Source organism: Planctomycetota bacterium, assembly GCA_018242585.1.
Taxonomy (GTDB): domain Bacteria; phylum Planctomycetota; class Planctomycetia; order Pirellulales; family PNKZ01; genus JAFEBQ01.
Genome location: JAFEBQ010000045.1, coordinates 74452 through 97598 on the forward strand (window position 1 = coordinate 74452; position 23147 = coordinate 97598).

At 62.8% G+C, this 23147-nt stretch carries 20 protein-coding genes; 11 read left to right on the plus strand and 9 right to left on the minus strand.

Annotated elements, in window-relative coordinates; translation table 11 throughout:
- Positions 1-69: 69 nt before the first annotated feature.
- From JSS27_20060 to pheT, 5 genes are all read left to right on the plus strand, one after another.
- Complete coding sequence (locus JSS27_20060; protein MBS0211246.1) at positions 70-1509, plus strand: sulfatase-like hydrolase/transferase; 1440 nt, start codon at positions 70-72, stop codon at positions 1507-1509.
- Positions 1510-2051: 542 nt separating this feature from the next.
- Positions 2052-2255, plus strand: a complete 204-nt coding sequence (gene rpmI, locus JSS27_20065) for a 50S ribosomal protein L35 (GenBank protein MBS0211247.1) — start codon at positions 2052-2054, stop codon at positions 2253-2255.
- Positions 2256-2414: 159 nt separating this feature from the next.
- Entirely contained in the window at positions 2415-2777 is a 363-nt protein-coding gene (gene rplT, locus JSS27_20070) for a 50S ribosomal protein L20 (protein ID MBS0211248.1), read from the plus strand.
- A gap of 135 nt (positions 2778-2912) precedes the next feature.
- Positions 2913-3965, plus strand: a complete 1053-nt coding sequence (gene pheS, locus JSS27_20075; GenBank protein MBS0211249.1) for a phenylalanine--tRNA ligase subunit alpha — start codon at positions 2913-2915, stop codon at positions 3963-3965.
- Between the two features lie 14 nt (positions 3966-3979).
- Positions 3980-6022, plus strand: coding sequence for a phenylalanine--tRNA ligase subunit beta (gene pheT / locus JSS27_20080; protein MBS0211250.1), 2043 nt, complete (start codon positions 3980-3982; stop codon positions 6020-6022).
- A 109-nt stretch (positions 6023-6131) separates the two neighbouring features.
- On the opposite strand, the gene JSS27_20085 is transcribed toward pheT, so the two are convergent.
- The 5 genes from JSS27_20085 to JSS27_20105 form a co-directional block, all read right to left on the minus strand.
- Positions 6132-6692, minus strand: a complete 561-nt coding sequence (locus tag JSS27_20085; protein ID MBS0211251.1) for a hypothetical protein — start codon at positions 6690-6692, stop codon at positions 6132-6134.
- A gap of 501 nt (positions 6693-7193) precedes the next feature.
- Entirely contained in the window at positions 7194-8399 is a 1206-nt protein-coding gene (locus JSS27_20090; protein ID MBS0211252.1) for an iron-containing alcohol dehydrogenase, read from the minus strand.
- 83 nt (positions 8400-8482) lie between these two features.
- Entirely contained in the window at positions 8483-9241 is a 759-nt protein-coding gene (locus JSS27_20095; GenBank protein MBS0211253.1) for an ABC transporter permease subunit, read from the minus strand.
- Positions 9238-10155: an ABC transporter ATP-binding protein gene (locus tag JSS27_20100; protein ID MBS0211254.1), complete on the minus strand. Its 918-nt coding sequence runs from the start codon at positions 10153-10155 to the stop codon at positions 9238-9240. The genes JSS27_20095 and JSS27_20100 overlap by 4 nt, the downstream gene beginning before the upstream one ends.
- 36 nt (positions 10156-10191) lie before the next feature.
- A complete protein-coding gene (locus tag JSS27_20105) occupies positions 10192-11082 on the minus strand; it encodes a hypothetical protein (protein MBS0211255.1) in 891 nt (296 codons plus the stop codon).
- 546 nt (positions 11083-11628) lie between these two features.
- Between JSS27_20105 and JSS27_20110 the strand changes: the two genes are divergently transcribed.
- Positions 11629-13728 (plus strand): acetylxylan esterase, encoded by a 2100-nt coding sequence (locus JSS27_20110; protein ID MBS0211256.1) that lies wholly within the window; start codon positions 11629-11631, stop codon positions 13726-13728.
- A 136-nt stretch (positions 13729-13864) separates the two neighbouring features.
- On the plus strand, positions 13865-15262 hold the full coding sequence (gene dcm / locus JSS27_20115; protein ID MBS0211257.1) for a DNA (cytosine-5-)-methyltransferase: 1398 nt from the start codon (positions 13865-13867) through the stop codon (positions 15260-15262).
- Here dcm and JSS27_20120 read toward each other — a convergent pair.
- The 3 genes from JSS27_20120 to JSS27_20130 all read right to left on the minus strand — a co-directional run bounded on the left by JSS27_20120 (position 15228) and on the right by JSS27_20130 (position 18419).
- Complete coding sequence (locus JSS27_20120; protein ID MBS0211258.1) at positions 15228-16205, minus strand: hypothetical protein; 978 nt, start codon at positions 16203-16205, stop codon at positions 15228-15230. The genes dcm and JSS27_20120 overlap by 35 nt on opposite strands.
- The gene (locus JSS27_20125) at positions 16183-16422 is read right to left on the minus strand and encodes a helix-turn-helix transcriptional regulator (GenBank protein ID MBS0211259.1); all 240 of its coding nucleotides are present in this window, start codon (positions 16420-16422) and stop codon (positions 16183-16185) included. The genes JSS27_20120 and JSS27_20125 overlap by 23 nt, the downstream gene beginning before the upstream one ends.
- Before the next feature lie 104 nt (positions 16423-16526).
- A complete protein-coding gene (locus JSS27_20130; GenBank protein ID MBS0211260.1) occupies positions 16527-18419 on the minus strand; it encodes an amino acid permease in 1893 nt (630 codons plus the stop codon).
- 229 nt (positions 18420-18648) lie between these two features.
- Here JSS27_20130 and JSS27_20135 point away from each other — a divergent pair, with 229 nt between their 5' ends.
- From JSS27_20135 to JSS27_20150, 4 genes are all read left to right on the plus strand, one after another.
- Positions 18649-18927, plus strand: a complete 279-nt coding sequence (locus JSS27_20135) for a hypothetical protein (GenBank protein MBS0211261.1) — start codon at positions 18649-18651, stop codon at positions 18925-18927.
- Between the two features lie 39 nt (positions 18928-18966).
- Positions 18967-19311, plus strand: a complete 345-nt coding sequence (locus tag JSS27_20140) for a histidine triad nucleotide-binding protein (GenBank protein ID MBS0211262.1) — start codon at positions 18967-18969, stop codon at positions 19309-19311.
- Positions 19312-19419: 108 nt separating this feature from the next.
- Positions 19420-20292 carry an FAD:protein FMN transferase gene (locus tag JSS27_20145; GenBank protein ID MBS0211263.1) on the plus strand — a complete coding sequence of 291 codons (873 nt, stop codon included), beginning with the start codon at positions 19420-19422 and terminating at the stop codon, positions 20290-20292.
- Positions 20293-20314: 22 nt separating this feature from the next.
- Positions 20315-21679: a Gfo/Idh/MocA family oxidoreductase gene (locus JSS27_20150; protein ID MBS0211264.1), complete on the plus strand. Its 1365-nt coding sequence runs from the start codon at positions 20315-20317 to the stop codon at positions 21677-21679.
- A 200-nt stretch (positions 21680-21879) separates the two neighbouring features.
- Here JSS27_20150 and JSS27_20155 read toward each other — a convergent pair whose 3' ends face one another.
- Positions 21880-23052, minus strand: a complete 1173-nt coding sequence (locus tag JSS27_20155; protein MBS0211265.1) for an HRDC domain-containing protein — start codon at positions 23050-23052, stop codon at positions 21880-21882.
- Between the last annotated feature and the right edge of the window lie 95 nt (positions 23053-23147).

Here is a 23147-nt window from a genome sequence, read left to right on the forward strand (position 1 = left end):
TTTGCCACGGAGGCACGGTGGCACGGAGGTTTGCACGGAGCGGGCAAGAGTGATGAGGAGGGGGGAGTAATGTTCGGAACGCTTGGCAAGATTGTTGTCGTTTGGTTGGTGGTAGTTGTGTTCGTGGCGCCGGTTGCAACTGCGGCCGACGCGCGGCCGGCGAATGTTCTGTTGATCATGACTGACAATCACGGGGCGTGGACATTGGGCTGTTACGGCAACCGTGACATTCAGACGCCGCGGATCGATCGATTGGCCAGCGAGGGAATGCGGTTTACCCGCGCGTTCGCCTCGAACGCTGTTTGCTCGCCCACGCGGGCCACGTACCTGACCGGGCTGATTCCGTCGCAACACGGCGTGCATTGCTTCCTGGGGCTCGAAGGGACTCAGATGGGGCCGAAAGCCTATTGCACGATCGGCGAGTTCGGATCGTTGCCCAAGATGCTCGCCGCGCGCGGCTACCGCTGCGGACTGTCGGGCAAGTGGCACCTGGGGGCGAATCTCACGCCACAGGAAGGCTTCACCGAATGGACCACCATGCCGCACGGTGGGACCATCGAGTTCTACGACGCCGAGGTGATCGAAGACGGCAAGGTGCGGCGCGAGCCAGGCTCGCTCACCGATCTGTGGACACAACGGGCGGTTTCGTTCTTGGAGCGCAACCAGGCGAAGCCGTTCTTTCTGTTCTTGTCGTACAACGGGCCGTATGGGCTGGGGAAGCTGTTGCTGCAACCGTCGCGGAACCGGCACGTGGCTTACTATGCCGACAAGGAGCTGCCGTCGTTCCCGCGCGAGGCGATGCACCCCTGGCAGTTTGACAACAAGCCCTACCTGAACAACCCGGTCTCGATTCGCCGCTATGCCGAGGAGCTAAGCGGCGTCGATGACGGTGTTGGCGAAGTGCTCGACACGCTGCGGCGGCTGGGCCTGGAGCAAAACACGCTGGTGATCTTTTGCGCCGACCAGGGGTGGATGGGGGGCCAGAACGGCGTGTGGGGCATGGGGGATCACACTCGGCCGCTGGGGGCGATGGACGGAATGATGCAGGTACCGCTCCTGTTTCGCCAGCCGGGCGTGATACCCGCCGGCGCGACGAGCGACCTGATGGTTAGCAACTATGACGTGTTGCCGACGGTGCTGGGGCAGTTGGGCATGGGCGACGCGATGCCGGACAAGCCGCGCTCGCCCGGGCGCGATTTCTCGGCCACGCTGCGCGGCCAGAAGCAATCGTGGGACAACGAAGTCTATTACGAGATGGAAAACGTCCGCTGTATTCGAACCGAGACGTGGAAGTTCGTCACGCGGCACCCCGAGGGTCCGCACGAGCTGTACTCGCTGGCCGACGATCCCGGCGAGCGGTTCAACCGCTATGGCCAGCCCGCCGATGCGACGGTGCAGCGCGAGCTGGCCGGCCGGCTGGAAGCCTTCTTCACGAAGTACGCCGACCCGAAGTACGACCTGTACCGGGGGGGCACGTCCAAGGCGAAGTTGCTGACACAGCGGAAGTAACGTCGAGAGCGATGGCTTGAAGCGAGTCTCGCGATCATGTAGCGTCACTCCCCTTCCAAGCCGGTGGCTCTGCCACCGCTCCTGGCGGCAAAGCCGCCGGCTTGGGTGAATGAATCAATACATGAGCGAGAGGATCGCGGAGGGTTGCCGGGGTTGCGCAGCAACAGGAAGCCTCGAGCGCCGCGTTCTGCGACTGGCGACTTGACGCCTGGGGCCACGCATCGCCCGAGGTTTCTTGTGGCCTTCGGCCACCCAGGTGCGAGCACCTGGGCCACCCGATGGGGAGCGACTGCCGACTTTTGCACATAATTCCCGGGCTAAGTTGGCACCCGGTTTGGGCTTCCGCACCAGAACTCAAGCGTTATAATGCCCAATTCGGCAATTCCGCCGAGTGGCCGCCTGGCGCGCGATGATTCGCCGCCCGGGGCGTTCACCTTGGCGAGCGGCGCGACTTGAGAGTCGCGTCCACCGTGGTAAACCAAAAACCACAGCCGACCAGACATTGATTCAGGATCGAATACGGTAATTCAGGATCGAGTACGATGCCCAAGCAAAAGACCCACAAGGGAACCAAGAAGCGGTTCCGGCTGACGGCCAGCGGCAAGGTGAAGCACCGCGGCGCCGGCACCAGCCACTTGAACTCGCGGCTGTCGAAGAAGCGCCGCCGCAACCTGCGCGGCACGCGCGTCTGCGACGCGGTGGAAGACAAGCGAATCACCCGACTGCTGAACGGCAACAGCCTGTAAAGCGGTCGAGGTCAGTGACGATTGCCGCTGCGGCCTTGCGCCCAGACTTGAATCGGCAATCGTGTTTTGAAGGTCGCGGAGCGGGCAATAATAAACGCCTGGGCTGGACATTGCCCCAGGGGCCTCGGACTTCGCCATATTGAAGAAGGATTGTGAATCATGCGTACGATGAAGGGGGCCGCACGCGCCAAAGCGAAGCGGCGGTTGTTCAAGAAGACCAAGGGATTCGTCGGCGGCAATCGCAAGTTGCTCCGCACCGCCAAGGAATCGCTGGTCCGGGCCGGCGTCTATTCGTTCCGCGATCGCCGCGTCAAGCGCCGCAAGTTGCGCGAGCTGTGGATCATTCGTATCAATGCCGCGGTCCGCGAGGCCGGCTTGCGCTATAGCCAGTTCATTGCCGGCCTGAACAAGGCCAACATCGAGCTGGACCGTAAGACGCTGTCCGAGATGGCCATCGCCGATCCGGCGGGCTTTGCCACGGTCGTCGAGAAGGTCAAGGCCGCGCTCGGCGTGAAGGCCTAACGAGCGAACATCAACGGAACCTGTCTCGGCCAGTGCGCCGGGCGGTTCCTGTCGCTCGGCTCACTGTTGCAATCAGCGGAACCGTTCCGGCGCGCTGAGGTGCGCCCCAGTTTCTGGTCGAACGAAAGTGGCAGCGTGGCACTGACCGATTTCCTGGCGGAACTCGATGCGCTGTTGGCCGACGGCCAGAAAGCCCTGGCCGCGGTCGCCGATCAGGCTGCGCTCGAAGCGGCCCGGGTCGAATACCTGGGAGCCAAGGCCGGCCGCCTTAAGTCCGTACAGCAGGCGCTCGGCGCGGTCGACAAGGCCGACAAGCCCGCCGCCGGCAAACGCTTTAACGAAGTGAAGACCTCGCTCGAAGCCGCATTGGAAGCGGCCAAGACGCGGCTCGATGGCCAGCCCGCCGCTACGAAGGCCGGCCCGCAGCTCGATCTGACCCTGCCGGGGCAGCGCGTCCGCCTGGGTCATCGCCACCCGCTGGTGCAGACGATCGCCGATCTGAAAGAGATCATGGGGCGGCTCGGCTTCAGCGTGGCCCAAGGCCCCGAGATCGAAGACGAGTGGCACAACTTCGAGGCGCTGAACATTCCGCGCTGGCACCCGGCGCGCGACCCGCTCGAAAACTTCTATCTGTCGGTCGCGCAAAAGTCGGCCCCCATAGCCGCCGGCAGTGGCAAGTCCGACGCGCCGGGCCCCTGGCTGCTGCGCAGCCAGACCAGCACCGTGCAGATTCGGGTGATGGAAAAAACGCCGCCGCCGGTGCGAATCATTTCGTTGGGGCGCGTCTATCGGCCCGACACGGCCGACGCCACGCACTACCCGATGTTCCACCAGATTGAAGGGCTGTTGATCGATCGGCACGTGACGATGGCCGACCTGAAGAGCGTGCTGCGGTTGTTCGCGCAAAGCTACTTTGGCGGCGACGTTCATATTCGCTTTCGCCCGTCGTTCTTCCCCTTTACCGAGCCCAGCGTCGAAGTCGACATGAGCTGGAACGACAATTGGATCGAGATGGGTGGCGCTGGCATGGTCGACCCGAACGTGCTGCGGGCCGTCGGTTACGACCCGGACCAGGTGAGCGGCTTTGCGTTTGGCCTGGGGGTCGAGCGCGTCTGTGCCCGGCGTCACAACGTGACCGACATTCGCGAGTTTTATCGCAACGACGTCCGGTTCCTGGAACAGTTCTAAGAGGCTCGGCCCCGATGGACATCACCACTGGCTGGCTGGGCGAATACGTCGACCTGTCGGGCATCACGGCCGAGGAATTGGCCAAGCGGCTGATGCTGGCCGGCTTGAACTTCGACGGCATGGCGAGCGTGCCGGCGGACGGACGCGCCAAGGGGCCGAACCATCTGATCAAGGTCGAGATCACCAGCAACCGCCCCGACTGCCTGGGAATGATCGGCGTCGCCCGCGAGGTCGCAGTCCTCTGGCAGCGCGCGTTGAAGCCCCCCGCCGCGAAGCCGGCCGAGGGAAAAGCCCTCGTCGCCCAGGCGACCAGCGTGAAGATCGAATGCCCCGAACTGTGTCCGCGCTACACGGCCCGGGTGATCCGCGGCGTGCGAGTCGGCCCGAGCCCGGCCTGGATGGTCGAGCGCCTGCGCGCCTTGGGCATTGCCTCGATCAACAATGTGGTCGACATTACGAACTATGTGTTGATGGAGTGCGGCCAGCCGCTGCATGCCTTCGACTTTGCCAAGCTGGCCGGCGGGCAGATTGTGGTCCGCGAGCCGCGCGCTGGCGAAAAGCTCGAAGCAATCGACCACCGCACCTACGAGCTGACCCCGGGCATGTGCGTAATCGCCGATCGGGACCGCGCGGTCGGCGTCGCCGGGATCATGGGTGGGGCCAGTACCGAAGTAACGACGACGACTCGCGACGTGCTGATCGAAGCGGCCGAGTTCGACCCGTCGACCATTCGGGCGGCGGCGCGCAAGCTGAGCCTGCACAGCGACTCGTCCTATCGCTTCGAGCGCGGCGTTGACCCGGCCGGGGTCGATTGGGCTAGCCGCCGGGCGTGCGAGTTGATCCTGGAACTGGCCGGCGGCGAATTGTGCCAAGGGATCGTCGACGCGGGCCGCACCGTGCCGGTGCGTGAGGCGATCGTTCTGCGCTTGGCGCAAATCCCGCGAATCCTCGGCATCGACGTCCCGGCCGATCGGGTCAAAAGCATTTTGACCTCGCTTGGTTGCACCGTGAGCCGCGATGCCAAGAGCGGGCAGCTTGCGGCCGTGCCGCCGACGTGGCGGGCCGATCTGTCGCGCGAGATCGACCTGATCGAAGAAGTCGCCCGCATTCACGGCTACGAAGCCATTCCCGAAGACGTCAGCGTGCCGATGGCCCGCTCGGCGCGGACGCCCGAGGATCGGGCGCTGGAGCGCGTGGGCGAGGCGCTCGTCGCACACGGCTTTGACGAAGCATTGACCGTCAGCGTGGTCGAGGAAGATTGGTCCGAAGCGTTCAGCCCGTGGACCGAGGCCGCGCCGCTGTCGATCCAGACGCCACTCTTGCGGCGGGCCACGCAACTACGGCGGAGCTTGATTCCCAGCTTGCTCGGCGCGCGGCGAACGAACGAATCGCTGGCCAATCCGGTGATCGAGCTGTTTGAAATCGCCAAGGTCTATCTCCCGCGCGGAAACGAACTGCCCGACGAGGCGTTGATGCTCGGCTTGGTCAGCGGGCGCGAGCTGCGGGCCATGAAGGGGGCGGTCGAGGCGATCGTGGCGCGGCTGAACCCGACGCTGGATTTGGCGGTCGAGCCTTACGCGCATCCCTTGCTGGCAGCAGGGGAGGGGGCGCGGCTGACCCTGGCTGGACAGTTGGTAGGTTTTATCGGGCAGCTTAGCCAGGCGGGCATGAAGCGGTTCGAGCTGCGCCATCCGGCCACGGTGGCCGAGGTGAGCTTGCGGCCCTTGATGGACCGGACGCTGTTTGTGCCGCAGTACGTGAAGCTATCGACCCAGCCGGCGATCACGCGCGATTTGAATCTGGTGGTCGACGAGTCGATTCATTGGAGCGACATCGAACAGACCATCCGCCAGCACGCCGGCCCGTTGCTCGAACAGATCGAATATCGCGACACCTATCGCGATGCCCAGCGGTTGGGCGCCGGCAAGAAGAGCTTGCTGCTGTCGATTCAGTTGCGTCACGCCGACGCCACGCTCACCAGCGCCGAGGCCGACGCTCTGCGCGACCAGTTGGTCGCCGCCTGTCACACGGCGTTCGGGGCGCAACTGCGGGCGTAGGCATCATTCGCCACGCCAATGCAGTCCGTCGCGCAACAAAAAACCCAGGGGGTGGAACCCCTGGGCTGGTGTGACTTCAATTTGTGCTGTTTGTGGCGGACTGCTCGCCTCAGGCGTCGCCCCAGCCCTCGGGCATCATGAACTGCCGGGGCATGTGCAGCGAACGCTCGCGGCGGCGGCGAACCGAGTTCTGATCGGTCCAGGGGGTGATCCCTTCGAGCTCCGGCATGATCTCCTTGATCTGGCTGATCAGCGTCTCGCACAGCCGGCGGAGCGACGAGGTGTCGGCCCGTTCGTACAAGGCCGCGGCTGTTTTCATCAGCCGGACCATGCGAGCCCGTTCCATCACGGGTGGCGACAGCGGGGCGTTGGACTCGACCAGCAAGTCGGCCACCGGCACCTCGAGCACTTTCTGCCATTGGTACAGTTGGCTCAGCAGCAGGTCGCAGCCAGGTTCTTCCTGGCGGCGGACTTCATCCTGGTCAACGTGCAGGTGAATGGCCACGCGGCGCAGGCTCAACCCTTGCTCGCGGCGAACGTCCTTTAACCGGTGCAGTCGCACGCGGCGGCCGTTCGACTTGGTCTCGCCGTGATGAGCGTGACGACTGTGCTCATGGCTTTCAAGCCGATCGTCGGAGACCGCTACTTCCTCGGTGGTGAAATGTCGCATTTCCATATCGCTTGATCTCACTCTGGGCGACCCCATCGCCATTGCCACGAGAAACGAACTCGACGAACACGCGCGCGTGACTCAGCCATTAGGCGCGACAAAACAGATAACCATCGAACCGGAGATTGGGATCGCGAAGCCAATGACTCAACACACTTCAGAACGCAACCAGTTCCCGCCGAAAGGAACCGTGTCGGACTTGGCTTTCCTGCCGAGACGTCAATCGTTTGACCCTGATTGACTGGCGGCGTGCCGCCGAATGGCCGCACGTCGCACTTAACGAATCTTAGGGGGGGCCAACCTTGTCGACAAGACCCCCAGTGCGACAAATCTTCGCGCCGCGCGGCACGTCCTAACCATTGCTCGGCGCAAAGTTGCGCTGAAAAAACGAGTAGCAGCGAGGATTCATCCGCTGCCAGCACTGTGGGGGGGCCGATCAACGTGCGCCAGCGCGTGCCGTGGTGAATTCACCTTGCGGCGTCGCGCACCACGTCGTGCCGATCAGAGCGCGGCACGGTAAATCGCTTCGATCTCCCGGGGCGTGACCGCACGGGGATTCACGCGCAGGATGCGCTTGATCAGGAATGCCTTCTCGGCGAACGTCGGCAACTGTTCGGCCCGCACGCCCAGCTCGCGCATCTGGGTGCGAATGCCGATCCGGGCGCGCAACGCTTCGACCGCCGTGATCGCCCGTTCGGCCGCCGCTTCGGTCGACAGGCCGCGAATGTTTTCTCCTAACAATTCCGCCACCCGCGCCATTTGCGCCACGCGCACGGGCAGATTAAAACGCATCACGAACGGCAACAGCAAGCCGTTCCCCTCGCCGTGCGAGCAATGGGTCGCTCCGCCCAACGGGTATTCCATGGCGTGGACCAGCGCCACGCCGACGTTCGAGAACGCCAGCCCCGCCAGCGTCGCCGCCAGGGCCATTCCCTCGCGGGCCGCGTAGTTCGCCGGCTGTTCCACGGCCGTGGCCAGGTGTTGTCCAATGAGCGAAATGGCACGCTCGGCCAGACAATCGGCCAACGGATTGCGCCCCTGGTAGACACTTGGTTCCCCTTGCGGCAAAGGAAACTCGGCGTTATCGACCGCCGTGTAGGCTTCGATGGCGTGGACCAGCGCGTCGATGCCGCTGTCGGCCGTCACCTTCTTGGGACAACTAAGCGTCAGGCGCGGATCGACCACGGCCAATCGCGGCCGCAGATAGTTGCTCATCACGCCGACTTTCACCTGATTCGTGGTGTCGGTCAGCACCGTGCCGGCCGTCACTTCCGAGCCCGTCCCCGAGGTGGTCGGCACACAGATCAGCGGCAACACTGGCCCCGCGACTTTGCACTCGCCGACATAATCGCGCACTTGGCCACCGTGCTTCAAGAGCACCGCCACGATCTTGGCCAGATCCATGTTGCTGCCGCCCCCCAGGCCCAGCAGCCCATCGGGCGCGAATTGGCGAATCTGCCCGGCCAGCGTCTCGGCCAGCTCGATCGACGGCTCTGGCGCGCCATCCTCGAAAGCGCGAACTTCAATGCCCGCCGCGGCGAGCGGCCGGCGCACGGCGTCGAGCGCGCCGGTCTTGGCCAGCACTCGATCGGTCAACACCGCCACGCGGCGCAGACCGAGATCGGCGACGAGCTTGCCGATCTGCTGTACGGCATCGGCGCCGAATACCAAACTGCCGGCCGAATGAAAGTTCCAGGTCGTGCGCATGGTTCAAGTTCCTTTAGCCCCCGGTCAATGACCGGGGGCCATGTGCGTTACTACGACGATCAGTTTCGCGTCAGTAAGATTCGCTAACTCAAATCTCGATACTCACGCCGCGCAAAAACCACGGCCGCGATCAACAACGGCACGACGGTCCACGTCAGCAACGCCCACTGGGCGCTGGCCACATCGATCGATTCGAACAAATCGCGGCGCAGCCCCTCGGGCATGCCGACGCTGTGCATCCAACTGCGGGCATAATAGTTGATTGCCAACCGCTTCACGATCCCCGGCGCGTTGCCGAGCATGGTCTCGAAGAACACGGTGTAAATCAGGGCCGCGATCGTCGCGTGCCGGAACAGCACGGAAAACATCAGGAACAACGCCCCATACGCCGCCGCAAGGGCCAACAACGGCCCCAGGTAGAGCGGAAACGCCACCCGCCCCACGTCCCCCGCCAGGCGGCACGCCAGGGCAAAGCTCACCGCGATCAGCCCCAACGTCAGCGGCAACGTCGCCACCCATTTCGCCGCCAGAATCGCCGGACGTGAAATCGGCCGGATCAGGATGAACAACAGCGTGCGATCTTCCCGATCGCCGCCGATGCTCGTGGCGCTGAACGCCACCACGCACAGGGGCAGCACGACCGAAGCAAAGCCAAAGAAGATCAGCCGGCCGCTGAAGTAGTTGAACGCCCAGCCCAGGTCGATGGTCCGCCCCAGCTCATAGCGCCACACAGTCACGCCAAACACCACCAAAGGGAACCAGACCATCAGCGTGCTGCGCGACCACAACAGCCGGCGAAACGACAACCACAACAGCATCAGCCAGGCCCGCAGGTGCATCATGGCGCGCGGCGCTCCAAATAGCCGAACACCGCGGCCGTGTTGGCGTCGAGCGTCTCGACCCGGCTCACGCGCCAGCGCTCGTCGCCCAGCAGCCCGCCCAGCGAAGCAAAGAACGGGGCAGGATTGCTCACGCTGACATCGATCCCGCCGTCGCGCAGGGCCACGGTCACCACCTCGACCAGGTTCACAAGCCGGGCCGCCAGCGAGCGCGGCTCGGCCGTATCGATCGCCACCAGCAGCGGCTCGCGACTGAGGTGTTGTCGAATCTCGGTTACGTCCCCCAGGGCCATCAGCCGCCCGCGGCTGACGAACATGATCTGGTCGGCCACCGCGTCGACCTCGTCGAGCAGGTGGGTCGAGACGACAATCGTCTTGCCCTGCGCCGCCTGGCGTCGCAGGAGTTGGTTCATGTGATGCCGGCCGCCGGGATCGATGCCGGTCAACGGCTCGTCGAGCAACAGCAACGGAGGATCGTGGACCAACGCCTGGGCCAGCTTCACGCGCTGGCGCATGCCGTGACTGCAGGCGGCCAGCTTGCGCCGCGAGAGTTTCGTCATTTCGACTTCTTCGAGCGCGCGGTCGGTGCGCTGGCGCGATTCGCGGCGCGAATAGCCATAGAGCGACGTCATCGCCAGCACAAACTCGCCGACAGTCATCTCCTCGTAGAAGCTGTTGACGTCGGGGCAATAGCCGAACAACCGCTTGGCCCGCGTGCTCCAGGCCGAGACACCGTCGAGCGTGACGCTTCCCAGGCGAGGGCGAATCTGGCCGCTGGCCAGCTTGATCAGGGTGCTCTTGCCGGCGCCGTTGGAACCCAACAAACCGGTGATGCCCGGCCCGAGCGCGCAACTGACGTTGTTGACCCCCAGCACGGGTCCGTAGTACTTGGTCACTTTGTCGAAAACGAGTTGCATCGGCGGCTATGACTTACGCTACTCGCCCCAGGGAATCTATTTCACAACGTCGACGGCCCGGACGCGATAAACCAAGGCCGCTAGCGCCACGGTGCCAATGAAGAACAACACCGCGGCCGCCTGGGGCACGAGGGTCAGCTCCTCGGCATCGACATGCGCGCCAAAGAAGAGCGAGCTGACCCGGTGAATGTCGAACCAGGGGTCGAGCAGCTTCCAGGCTTCGTCCCCGGCCTTGTCGGCCAGCACGGTGGCCATCTGGTTCAACAACAGGAACATGCTGCACCAGGCGATAACGATCGGCCCGGCCCGTTCGAGCCAGGCCGAGATCGCGGCGAGCAGGGTGCTGAGCACGGCGCTGAGCATCAGCCCGTAGGCCAGGATGCCCCCCAGCACGTGCCAGTTCGCCTGCCAATACTCGAACGAGCTGGTGAGCATGCCGTACTCGATGAACAGGAACAACGTCGGCACGACAGTGGTCAACGCGACCAACGCGCTGATCGCCAGCAGCTTGCCGGCAATGTAATGGCGGCGTTCGATCTTGCGCGACAGATAGAACGGCATGACCTGTTGGCGGAAGTCGGCCCCCACCAGCAAACTGCCCGAGAAGGCCAGCAGCAACATCACCACCACGCTCTGCTGATCCATGAATCGGGTATAGCCGGTTTCCTGGCCGCTGCGCACTTCGCCCGAAAAGCCGGCCCGCTCGGCAATGATCTCGCTGAACTGGGTGGGCAGCTTTAACTGGGCAATCAAGTAAACGATGAACGCCGCCTTGAGCAGATTGGTAACCGCCAGCGCCAGCAAGACCCAATAGGCCTTGCGGCGAATCACCTGCAAGAGCGTCACACGAACCAGCGCGCCGACCGCCCGCCAGGGAGATCCCAGCCGGCCGTCCCAGGCATGATAATGAGCGCGATCAAGGAGCATCAGTCGTACCGTCAGCAGGGTGCATCGCCAGCGGCGCTCGCCCCACGAGCGGCCAGCAGCCGGCACAGCCTATCGCGCCCGCGCGCGTGCTGGCAAGCTGGCTCGTTCGGAAAGAGAGAATTGAACCACGGAGACACAGAGGGCACAGAGAAAGAAGAGGGAGGGGACTAACCACAACGACACGACGTGAGGAGGGAAGGAATTTGAACCGCAAAGACGCAAAGGACGCTAAGCAGAAAGAGGGAAGAGACGTTCGACCACGACGACACGACGGGCACGACGTCGGAAAGATTAAGAATGCGAAGGGTTCGAGGACTTTTCTCTGTTTCTCTTCTTACGTCGTGTTCGTCGTGTCGTCGTGGTCGACTTCTTTTCGTCCGGCATTCTGTCTTCTTTGCGATCTTTGCGTCTTTGCGGTTCATATTCCTTGCCGGGTCACAGCGCGTCGTCGTGGTTGGAAAGTCCGTTTTCCCCGTGCTACGATGTCGGACGTTTGCCTGGCTTTGCCACTTGCCCGCCCCATACACCTGCCGCAAGGAATCTCGCATGTCGCGCGCGCCGCTGCTCGCTAGTCTGTTGCTTACCGGTCTGTTGCTCGCCATGGCCCCAACGCTATACGCGGCCGAGCCGTTGAACACCGGGCGGGGCGACGCGATGCTGGCCCGCTACTTCGAGCGCGAGACCGACAAGCTGGCCGCCGCTTGCCTGGCCGACATTCACACGGCCGACGACTGGCAAACTCGCCGCGCGATCTATCGCCAGGAACTGTTCGAGATGCTGGGCATGGACCCCATGCCCGAGCGTACGCCCCTGAACGCCCAAATCACCGGCAAGCTCGAACATCCCGAGTTCACCGTCGAGAAGGTCTACTTTCAATCGCGCCCAGGCTTGTATGTGACCGGCAACTTGTACGTGCCGCGCAATCTCAAGGGGCCCGCGCCGACGGTGCTGTACGTCTGTGGCCACTCGCGGGTCGTCAAGAACAACATCTCCTACGGCGGCAAGGCCAACTACCAGCACCACGGCATCTGGTTGGCCCGCAATGGATTTGTCTGCCTGATGATCGACACGTTGCAGTTAGGCGAGATCGAAGGGCTGCACCACGGGACGCACCACTTGAATCTGTGGTGGTGGTTGCCGCGGGGCTATACGCCCGCCGGGGTCGAAGCCTGGAACTGCATCCGCGCGCTCGACTACCTGGAAACGCGCCCCGAGGTCGACAAGTCGCGTCTCGGCGTCACCGGCCGCAGCGGCGGCGGCGCCTACAGTTGGTGGATCGCCGCGCTCGATGACCGCATTTCCGCCGCGGTGCCGGTGGCGGGCATTGTCGATCTGCACCATCACGTCGTCGAAGGCGTCGTCGAAGGGCACTGCGATTGCATGTTCATGTTGAACACCTACCGCTGGGACTATGGCCAGGTCGCCTCGCTGGTCGCCCCGCGAGCGCTGTTGCTCACCAACACCGATAAGGATCCGATCTTTCCGCTCGAAGGGGTCGAGCGCGTTCACCAGCAGGTGCGCGGCATTTATCGGCTGCTCGGCGCGAACGACAAGTTCGGCCTGCAGATCAGCGAAGGGCCGCACAAGGACATTCCCGAGCTGCAAGTGGCCGCGTTCCGCTGGCTGAATCGCTTTGTCAAACAGGACGACACGCCGATCGAGCACGCAGCCGTCAAGCTGTTCGAGCCTGAACAGCTCAAGGTCTTTGACAAGCTGCCGACCGACGAACGGAACACGACCATTCACGAAACCTTCGTCGCCCAGGAAACGCCCCGCGTGCCGAACAGCCTGAACGATTGGCAGCAAGAGCGCGACCGCTGGATGCAGCTATTGCGCGAGAAAGTCTTTCGCGGCTGGCCCGACGACGCCGGCTCGGTCCACGTGCGGCCGATCTTCGAGGCCGAGCGCGACCAGTTGCACTTCTCGGCCTATGACTACAACAGTCAAGAGACCGTGCCACTGCGGTTGTACCTCCTGCGCCCGGCCGGCGACGAGCGCTCGGCGTACGTGGCCGTGAACGTGCTGGACGATCAGGGGTGGAGCGACTTCCTGGCCACGCTGCGGGGCGGGTTCGCGCAGCTTTTAACCGAGGAAGCCGGCGACCGCGCCGACGCCAGTGGCTATCAGACCCTGCAAAAGATCATACTGGCCAACAAGATCGCCGTGGCCTTCGTCGCGCCGCGCGGCGTGGGGCCGACGGCTTTTGACCCGACGCCCAAGAAGCAGATTCAGAATCGCCGCCGGTATTACCTGCTGGGCCAGACGCTTGACGGGATGCAAGTCTGGGACGTGCGCCGCGCGGTCCAGGCGCTGCGCACATTGCCCGAGTTGCGAGGCGTGCCGATGCAATTGGACGGCGCGCGGCAAGCGGCGGGCTTGGCGCTATACGCATCGCTGTTCGAGCCGGACATTCAGCAGTTGAACCTGCAGCAGATGTCCTCGACCCACCGCGAGGGGCCGTACTTCTTGAATGTGATGCGCTGGTTCGACGTGCCGCACGCCACGTTGATGGCCGCCGAGCGGTCCCGCGTGGTGCTGAATCAACCAGCCGACGAGAACTGGCAATACGCCCAGGATACGATTGCGAAGCTTGGGTCGAACACGTTCCGGCTGGAGTTCAAAGCGCAGACCGCGGCGGGAAAATAATCTCGATCCCTTTCGCATGCGCAGGGAAAATCAAGTGCGGGGCAACCACACACAGGTTGCCTGACGCTATTGTTGCGTCCGGTTGACAAAAACCACTCGATGTAGACAATATGTCACTATGGAAACCACCGGCCCGATGCTCAGAGTCAAGCGGCAAAGACTTGGCCTTTCGCAAGCAAAACTTGCGGAATTGTGTGGTATCTCACAGCATCTGCTCTCGGCCTACGAGCTTGAGAAAGCAGCAATTGAAGAGGGTGTTTTGGATGTGATTTCCGCGGCATTGTCCGATGATTCGAGAGTCAGTGAGCTTGCTCAACGGGCCAAGCGTTACCGTGAGCACACCTACGCGAAGGTAAGGCACGTCCCTTCACGGGTTGCGAAAGCCACAAGAACGCTGGGAAATGAAGAATATGTTGCGCTGCTGAGCGAGATTGCCAGGAAGCATGGGGAAACGAAATCCGAAAACCTGAATGCCCTAAGCCTTTTTTCGGGATGCGGGGGTTTTAGTCTCGGATTCTCCGCTGGTGGTTTTGCCATCAAGGGCTTTCTTGAAATTGAGGCGGGGCTCCGGGCAACCTACAAGGAGAATTTCGGCGCGTGCGCGCAGCTCGGCGGAGACATCACGAAGGTAAGTGATGAACAACTCGCGGCACTCCCTGCTCGCATCGGGCCAATCGACGCAATCATCGGAGGGCCTCCCTGCCAAGGCTTTAGTCTCTCGGGAAAACGAGATGTGGACGACCCTCGCAATACATTGTTTCGACACTATCTTCGGTTCGTTGACATTTTCCAGCCAAAGTTCGCGGTTCTTGAGAACGTGCGGCTATTAACATCGATGAAGAGCCCGAGTGGGGCGCTCGTGAAGGACAATATTGCGGCGGAGTTTGGCCGTCACGGCTATGCCGTCAAATGCTTTGAGGTAAACGCGAAGAACTATGGCGTGCCTCAACACAGAGAGCGGGCGTTATTCATCGCGATTCGTTCGGATTTGAAAATTACGCCCTCTTTGCCGGAGCTGACACACTCCAACGAAGCAGCGGACATGTTCTCGAAGTTTGCGCCGCTACGGACATTCGGCGACGCATGTTCCGATCTCCCCTATCTGGAATCAGGAGAGAGTTCGGATTTTCCACATCATGCGGCGGTGAATCACCCGCAACATGTTATCGAATGGCTTTGGGACGTCCCGCAGGGGCAAAGCGCTCACGACAACGAAACCCCCGAGAAGCGTCCACCCTCCGGCTATAACACGACCTACAAGCGGCAGGTGTGGGACGAGCCTGCCTCAACCGTGCAAACGACCTTCGGAATGATCTCGGGGTGCAGAAACGTGCATCCCATCGCAACACGCTCGTTGACCGTTCGCGAGGCGGCACGGATTCAAGCGTTCCCTGATTCATATCATTTCGTCGGGAACATCGGAGACATTCGTACCGGCATAGGCAACGCCGTACCGCCGCTAATGGCCTACAGGATTGCGGAGTACGCCTGCGAGGTGATCAAATCTTGTAAAAGTACCCGGCCTCAAGGTTGAATTGAAGTTGCTCGGGATGCTGAGCCTGTCCACCACGTTGCATCTGGATGACGCCGAACCTCGGCGCGAGGTGCGTTACCCCTTCGGGGTCTTTGTAGCTTCCTTTGCGAACGGAATAGGGGCGAGTGGCGTAGCCCTGATACGATCGGCTCAATACGATCAGTTCATCGATCGAGTAGATGGCAACTTCGACGTTCGTTGGCGATGCCGCCTTCTTGGTCTTGTGAAGCAAATACTCCGGCACAAAGGGATCGTCAATATACGCCTTTTGAAACAGTAAGCGGGAAATGTCGTCTTGATGATCGGTGAATAGTCTTTCCCATTCGGCCCGCCCTTGAGCGTCGATCTCTTCCCAGAAGAAACGCCGAGGGTCAATCTCGCGGCCTTTCATGGCGTTCGGATCATCCCGCGGGCGAAAGCCGGAATCTCCGCAAAATTGCCGGAGCGCGTTGACCGCGCATCCCGAAACCGGCAAGCCATGCGCATTCAGCAGGTGTGAAAATCCGTGGGCCGTCGTGAAATACAACTGGGCGTTCGTCGGTGTATCGTTGTTGCATTGCTTGGCGGATACGCCGACGGTGCAGTTGCGTCCGTCATCGCAGACGATGGTGACGACGAGATCACTCTTGCAGCGAGAGACATTCACCCCATTGACTGAAAGCCATTGCCTTCCAGCCTCGGACGTAGCCAGCGAACCGGTCGAGATGGCTGTCGCCGACGTGATGCTCTTTGCACCGAGATGCGAGCCGATGTAATGCAGGAGAAGCAGCCCCGGCTCGCCGTTGAGAACATGTCCTTGGCCGTGGCTTTGAACAACGACCGGGTACGCCAGTGCGTTGATCACTCGCGTGATGTGATCTTCAAATTCGTGCCCCGCATGTCGGCCGATCGTTCCAGCTTGAATTTGGAGCGCATGTGCTTCATTCAGCGGCTTCAAAGCCATCGTAGACCTCGGTGAGTTTCGACACCGAAGTCTCCAGCCCTTTGACAAGCCGTATCAGATTGAGCAGGGAAGGATTTCGTTTCCCTCGTTCCAACATACTGATATAGGTGCGATCAAACCCGCATCGCTCGGCCAATTCTTCCTGCGATAACTTCAGTCTTTCGCGTCGAGCGCGGATCGCACTTCCAAGAGGAATCAGGGACTTTGGCATACGCATGATTGGATTTTCATGCTGACAAAACGTCTACGGACAATCCGTCACATGCCTGCGCCAAACCACTGTTTCGCATTCGCGGAACGCGGCGAAGCCGATGGCGTCAATCAGTTGATCTTCGCGTGGCTGCCGGTGAGGCCGTGCTTTTGGATCTCGTCGCGTAGCTCGTGTCCCAGGATGCTGTGAATCTGGCCGTAGGTGAAGTAGATCACCAGCCCGATCCCCAGCCAGACGAACAGTCGAATCCAGGTGTCCACCGGCAGGAACAGCATCATCGTCACGTTGACGACGATGCCCAGCGGCGCGACCAGCCACAACAGCGGCGTGCGGAACGGCCGGTGGGCGTCGGGGCGCTTGATCCGCAGGATCAGCACCGAGGCGCAGACCACCACAAAGGCGAACAGCGTGCCGATATTGACCATCTCTTCCAGCTTGTGAATCGGCGTGAAGGCCGCCACCACACAGATGATCGCGCCGGTCCACATCGTAGAAATATGCGGCGTCTTGAACTTGGGATGGACCGCGCCAAAGATCGACGGCGGCAGCAAGTGATCGCGCGCCATGGCCAGAAACACCCGCGACTGGCTGAGAAAAGTGATCAACAGCACACTGGTCATGCCGGCCAGCGCGCCGGTCGAAATCAGGGCCGACGAATAGTGCAGCGCCGGGCTGTCGTGCAGCTTGGCTTGCCGTATGAAGGCATCGGCCACGGCGGTTTCGTCGTTGATATCCGGGTGCGGCACCATGCCGGTGATGATCGCGCAGACCAGCAAGTAGAGCACGGTGCAAATCGCCAGCGAAGCGATGATGCCGATCGGCACGTCGCGCTGCGGCTTGATCGCTTCCTCGGCATGAGTCGAAATCGAGTCAAAGCCGATGAAGGCGAAGAAGACGATGGCCGCCCCCATCATCACGCCCGACAGTCCGAATGGCATGAAGTTCGAGCGGAACGAGTCGTCAACGCCGGTCAGCAGCTTGTCCAAACCCAAGAAGCCGAGGATGCCCCACTTGTCGGTCAAGGTCTCGGGGGCTCGTTCATGGACCTGGCCCAACAGCGCGTCGACGATCTTCTTGTCAGCTTCGTTCTGGGCCAGTTGGGGCGTCCAGCGGGCCTTGTTGCGCTCGATCTCCGCCGCGGCCTGCTCGTCGGTCAGCTTGCCTGCTGCCTGCAAGCGTTTGACTTCTTGCGGGATATGTTCCAGACGATAGGCCGCCGAGACCATTTTCCCCACGGCCGCCACGCGTTGCTCTTGCTCGCGCTGGGACAGGCCCTCTTTCGAGACTTCTTCTTTCACCAGACCGGGGACCACGTGCGATTCGACCGGCGTGCGGCGCTCGGTCATCGAGACGCCCGTCCAGTTGTTCGGGTTGACGTAGAACGCCCCCAGGCCGACCACGAACAGCACGACGCCCAACTTGATGCAGGTGAGAATGGCGTTGGCCATGGCGCTTTCGCGAATGCCAATCACCAGGATGGCCGTCACCACGAGCATGATGCATACGGCCGGCACGTTCATGGCAAAGCCGCCGCCGGTGTACGTAAAGGGATCGGTCATCCATTGTTTGGGGATCTCGACGCCAAACACATTCAGGAACGAGTTGAAATACTTGGCCCAGGCCGAGGCCACGGTGGCGCAGCTCATGGCGTATTCGAGCACCAGATCCCAACCGATGATCCAGGCCAGCAATTCGCCGAGCGTGGCATAGGCATAGGTGTAGGCGCTGCCGGCCACGGGGGCGAGCGACGCGAACTCGGCGTAGCAGAACGCCGCCAGCGCGCAGCCCAGCCCGGCCACGCAGTACGAAACCATGATCGCGGGGCCAGCGTCTTGCGCCGCGGCGCGGCCGGTCATGACGAAGATGCCCGAGCCGATGATCGCCCCCACGCCAAGCATGGTCAGCGAGATGGGGCCCAAGATGCGACGCAGCCGATTCTCGCCCGACATCTCGGCCAGCAAGGTATCGAGCGACTTCCGTGCCCACATTTGTTTCCAGCGCATCGCAGACTCCACGACGGTGACGGTCGGTTTGCCCAGGGACGGGGACATTCTTCACGCAATCGCCCCCGTAACGCAATCCCCGCTGGGCGATAAATATGCCCGCTGATGGCGGTCACCCCACCTTGGCGCGGCTAGTCGGCCGCACGATTCGGCCTTATATTCACGCTCGTTCGCGCTGTGGCGCGCACGCCGTGGATGAGCAATTGCCCCTTGCGAGTTGAGACTTGCCGTGTCGAGCATCAGTGATGAATTGTTGGCGATCCTGATCTGTCCCGAGACGCGCACGCCGCTGCGCCGCGCCGACGCGAATACCGTCGCCCGCGTGAACATGGCGATCACCGCCGGCCGGTTGCAGAACCGCGGCGGCGACACGCTGGACCGGACGATCGAAGGGGGGCTGCTGGCCAAGGGGGACCAGGTGCTCTACCCGATCGTCGATGGCATTCCCAAGCTGTTGGCCGATGAGTCGATTCGGCTCGATCAACCGGCGCTGGCCTCGCCGAGCTAGAGACGTCCTAGTTCCTGTCCGCATTTCAGGAGTCGCGCCGTGGCAGCCAAGACGATTTTCCAGCGGATCATCGATCGCGAGATTCCAGCCGAGATCGTCTATGAAGACGACCGCTGCGTGGCGCTGCGCGACCTTCACCCGCAGGCCCCGACCCACGTGCTGGTGATCCCCAAGAAGCTGATCGTCAACGTGGCGGCGCTCGAACCGGACGACGCGGCCCTCGTCGGCCACTTGTTCCTGGTAATTAAAAAGCTGGCCGAGGAACTTCAACTCGGCGACGGCTATCGCGTGGTGGCGAACGTCGGACCAAACGGCGGCCAGTCGGTCGATCACTTGCACTTTCACGTACTCGGCGGCCGCGCATTGGGCTGGCCGCCGGGGTAAGAGGAGGTGGGGGTGTTGCGGGGTGGGGGCGTGGGGGAGTAAGGCGATAGTCACACGCCCTTTGGTCATTGGTACTTGGTCATTGGGATTTCCTTTCTGGGCGGCACCATGACCAGCGATTCGCTTCTTGTTCATCGCGCGCGTCCCGCCATGGGGACGCTATTCGAGATTTGGCTCCGCGGCGACGACGAGGAGCATCTGACGTCCGTCGCCGAAGCGGCTCTCGACGAGGTCGCCCGGCTTGAACAATTGCTGTCGCGGTTCGACGCCCGCAGCGAAATCTCGCGCGTGAATCGCACCGCTGCCCAAGAGCCGGTGCAGATCGACCGTGAACTGTTCGCGCTGCTGGAAGTTTGTCAGCAGGCGTGGCAGGCCAGCGATGGCGCCTTTGAAATTACCGCCGGCTCGTCGGCTGGTGTGATGATGACCGACGTGGCGCTCGACGCCGGCGCGCAGACCGTTCGCTTCGCGCGCGACGGCGTGCGGTTGGACTTGGGAGCCGTCGGCAAGGGCTACGCGCTCGACTGGGCGGCCGCGGTGCTGGACCAGTTTGGCGTTTTTAACGCGCTGATCCACGGTGGCACTAGCTCGGTGTTGGCTCGAGGGACAGGAACCGGCGGCGCGGCCTGGCTGGTCGACATTCGCTGGCCCCCCGGCCAGGCTGACGCACCCCGCGTGACGGAACTTGCCTTGCGTGACATGTGCCTGTCGACGTCAGCGGCTTTTGGCGACGACACGGCGATCTCTGATGTCATCGACCCGCGCACCGGCCGGCCGCTCGATCGACAAGCCGCTTGCGTCGTCGTCGCCCCCAGTGCGACCGAAGCCGAGATTTGGAGCACGGCGCTGCTTTGCATGGGCAAGGCCGCCACGGCCGATTACACTGAAGCAGAGCTGCCGGCCGGTGTGTTTGCCGGCTGGATCGAACCCGACAACGGTGACGCCACGGCCAAGCTCACCTGGTTGAAGCCGCTGTCGTAACCGCTTAGTTCTCACCAGACCGATGAAGCGCCGCCCCACATCGCGCCGCCGATTTCTCGAAGCCGCCACCGGCGCGGCGCTGGCCACGAGCGCGGCCATGCTGCGGGCGGCCGACGCCCGCGAGCCGGTGCGCGTGGCGGTGATTGGCACCGGCGCGCGTGGCAGCGACCTGCTTAGGGCATTGACCACGCTCGACGGGGTGCAAGTCGTCGGCCTGTGCGATAACTACGCGCCCCACCTGGAACGGGCCAGCCGCTTTGCCGCCCCCGGCACCCCGCGGTTCGCCAATGCCGAGCAGATGCTGGCCCAGGCGAAGCCACAAGCGGTGGTGATCGCGGTACCGCTGGCCGAGCATTATCGCGTGACGAGTCTGGCGCTCGACGCCGGTTGCGACGTGTTCTGCGAAAAGACGATGTGCTACTCGCTGGACGAGGCGCGGCGGCTGGTCGCCCAAGTCGAACAGAGCGGCCGCGTGTTCCAGGTCGGCCTGCAACGCCGCGCCAATGTCATCTACCAGCAAGCGGTCGCCATGATCCGGGCTGGCATGCTTGGCCAGATATCGGCCGTGAAATGCCAGTGGCATCGGAACAACAATTGGCGGCGGCCGATTCCCGTGCCGCGCGGCGACGCGCAATGGTCGGCCCTGGAACATCAGCTCAATTGGCGACTCTATCAGCGTTCGTCGGGCGGGCTGATGGCCGAACTCGGCAGCCACCAACTCGACGTGGTGAACTGGTGTTTGGGCACGACGCCGAAGCGCGTGGTGGCCAGCGGCGGCATCGACTACTGGCGCGACGGTCGCGACGTGGCCGACAATATTTTCTGTATCTACGAGTACGAGTTGCCCGTTGCGGCGACTCCTGCCCCGGCTGCGGCAACGGCGAATCAGCAACCCGGAGGGCGTTCGACGCACACCGTTCGCGTCACCTACTCGTCCCTGTGCAACAACGCCTATGAAGGGGCGTCGGAACTGATCATGGGAACGCGCGGCACGCTCTACCTGACCAGCGGCAAGGGATTGATGTTTCGCGAGCGGACGGCCGACGACGTGGGCTGGGCCCCGCGCCGCGCGGCCAGCGACAACCAGCAAGACGACGCGGCCCTGATCACCAGCGGCAAGACGCTGAAGTTGTCGAACAGCCCTTGGGCCCATCGGGGCGAGCCGGTCGAGCTTGACTATCTGCAAGGGGACGACACGCGCGACGAGCTGATGTCGTTCGTCAATCACGTCCGCACGCGCAACGTCAAAACGATTTGCGACGTCCAGGAAGGCTTGCGCGATACGGCCACTGTATTGATGGCGAACGAGGCAATGAAGTCGGGCACAACCGTCGCGTGGCCCTTGGACGCGGCCCCGCGTGCAATCACGGCCACGCCACGCGGATAGAGCGATTCTTGTGGCGTTCGAGCGTCTGGGTGGCACCGATGGCTCGGCCATCGGTGTTGCGCAGCAACAAGAAACTCGATGGGTACGCGTAGCCCAATCGAAACTCGCCACTCGCGCGAGACGGCGCACGAGGTTTCCTGTGGCCTTCGGCCACCCAGGTGCAAGCACCTGGGCCACCCACGCGCAAAGCGTCCCGATGCTTATTGCTTTTGCCGCGGCTCGAAGGCCAGCGGCTGGTCCGAGCGCAGATTCGCGATCCTGATCGACGTGTTCCCGGCCAACAAGTCGTCGAGCAATTGACCGACCACTTGCGAGCGCCAGCCGCGCATCAGCGCCGGCTTCTCGGGATCGGACCATTGCCCCAGTCGAAAGGCGACCAGGTCACGCACGTCGCTGGCGGTGCCGACCAGACTGGTCGCCACCTCGGCATCGCGACAAATGCTGCTGAGGGCCGACGACAAAAACTGTCCCAGCATCGTCAACTGGGAACTTGAATCGTTGCGCACGACGACGGGACATTCCTTCTCGGGCACGGCCAGCCCCTTGGCAACGACGTTAGCCAGATCAGGAATCACGCGCCGCAGGTCGCCACGTTCCATGCCGCGAACCGCCGCAATTTGCTTGGCGTCGGCCGAGCGGCGCTTGGCCAGTTCGACGATCAGGTCATCGCGCAGAATCTGTCGCGTTGGTATGTCGCGCCGCGAGGCTTCCCCTTCGCGCCACTGCCACAACTCGCGCACGATCGCCAGGCTGCGTGGCGAGAGATTCGAGCTGCCGGTCACGCGCCGCCAGCGCTCGTTGCCGCGCGAGGCGTCGATGTCGGCTTGCCAGGCCGACATTTCTTCGTGAAACCAGTCGCGCCGCTTCAGGCGATCGAGTCGTGCGACCAGCGTGTCGTACAACGGCTGCAAATGAAACACGTCGTCCAAGGCGTATTGAATCTGCCGTTCGCTCAGCGGCCGGCGGCGCCAGTCGGTGCGGGTTTCGCCTTTGTTGGGCTGCACATTCAACAGCCGAGTCAGCAGATTGCCATAGCCGGCCGGGTACTCCATGCCCACCATGCCCGCGGCCAATTGGACATCGAACAATTCGTGCGGCGGACGGCCGACCGAGTCGAGGCAGAACAGCAACTCCTGGCGTCCAGCATGGACCAGGGTTTTATGCCCCGGCGCGGCCAAAGCGTCCCAGAAGGGGCGCAGGTCGTCGATCTCCAACGGATCGATCAGATACAGATCCCGCTCGACGGCAACCTGGACCAGGCACAACTCGGGCCGGTAGGTGTCCTCGGACACAAATTCGGTGTCGAACGCGATGGTGGCCGCCGCAGCCATCTGCCGGCACAGGGCCTCGAGCCCCGCACCACTCGTAACCACTTGATGACTCACAACGAACCTCAGACAGCCGACAGAAACAAGCCACGTCACCCGAGCGCCAGCGGACCTGGGCCTAGTGCTCTGTCAAACTAAGA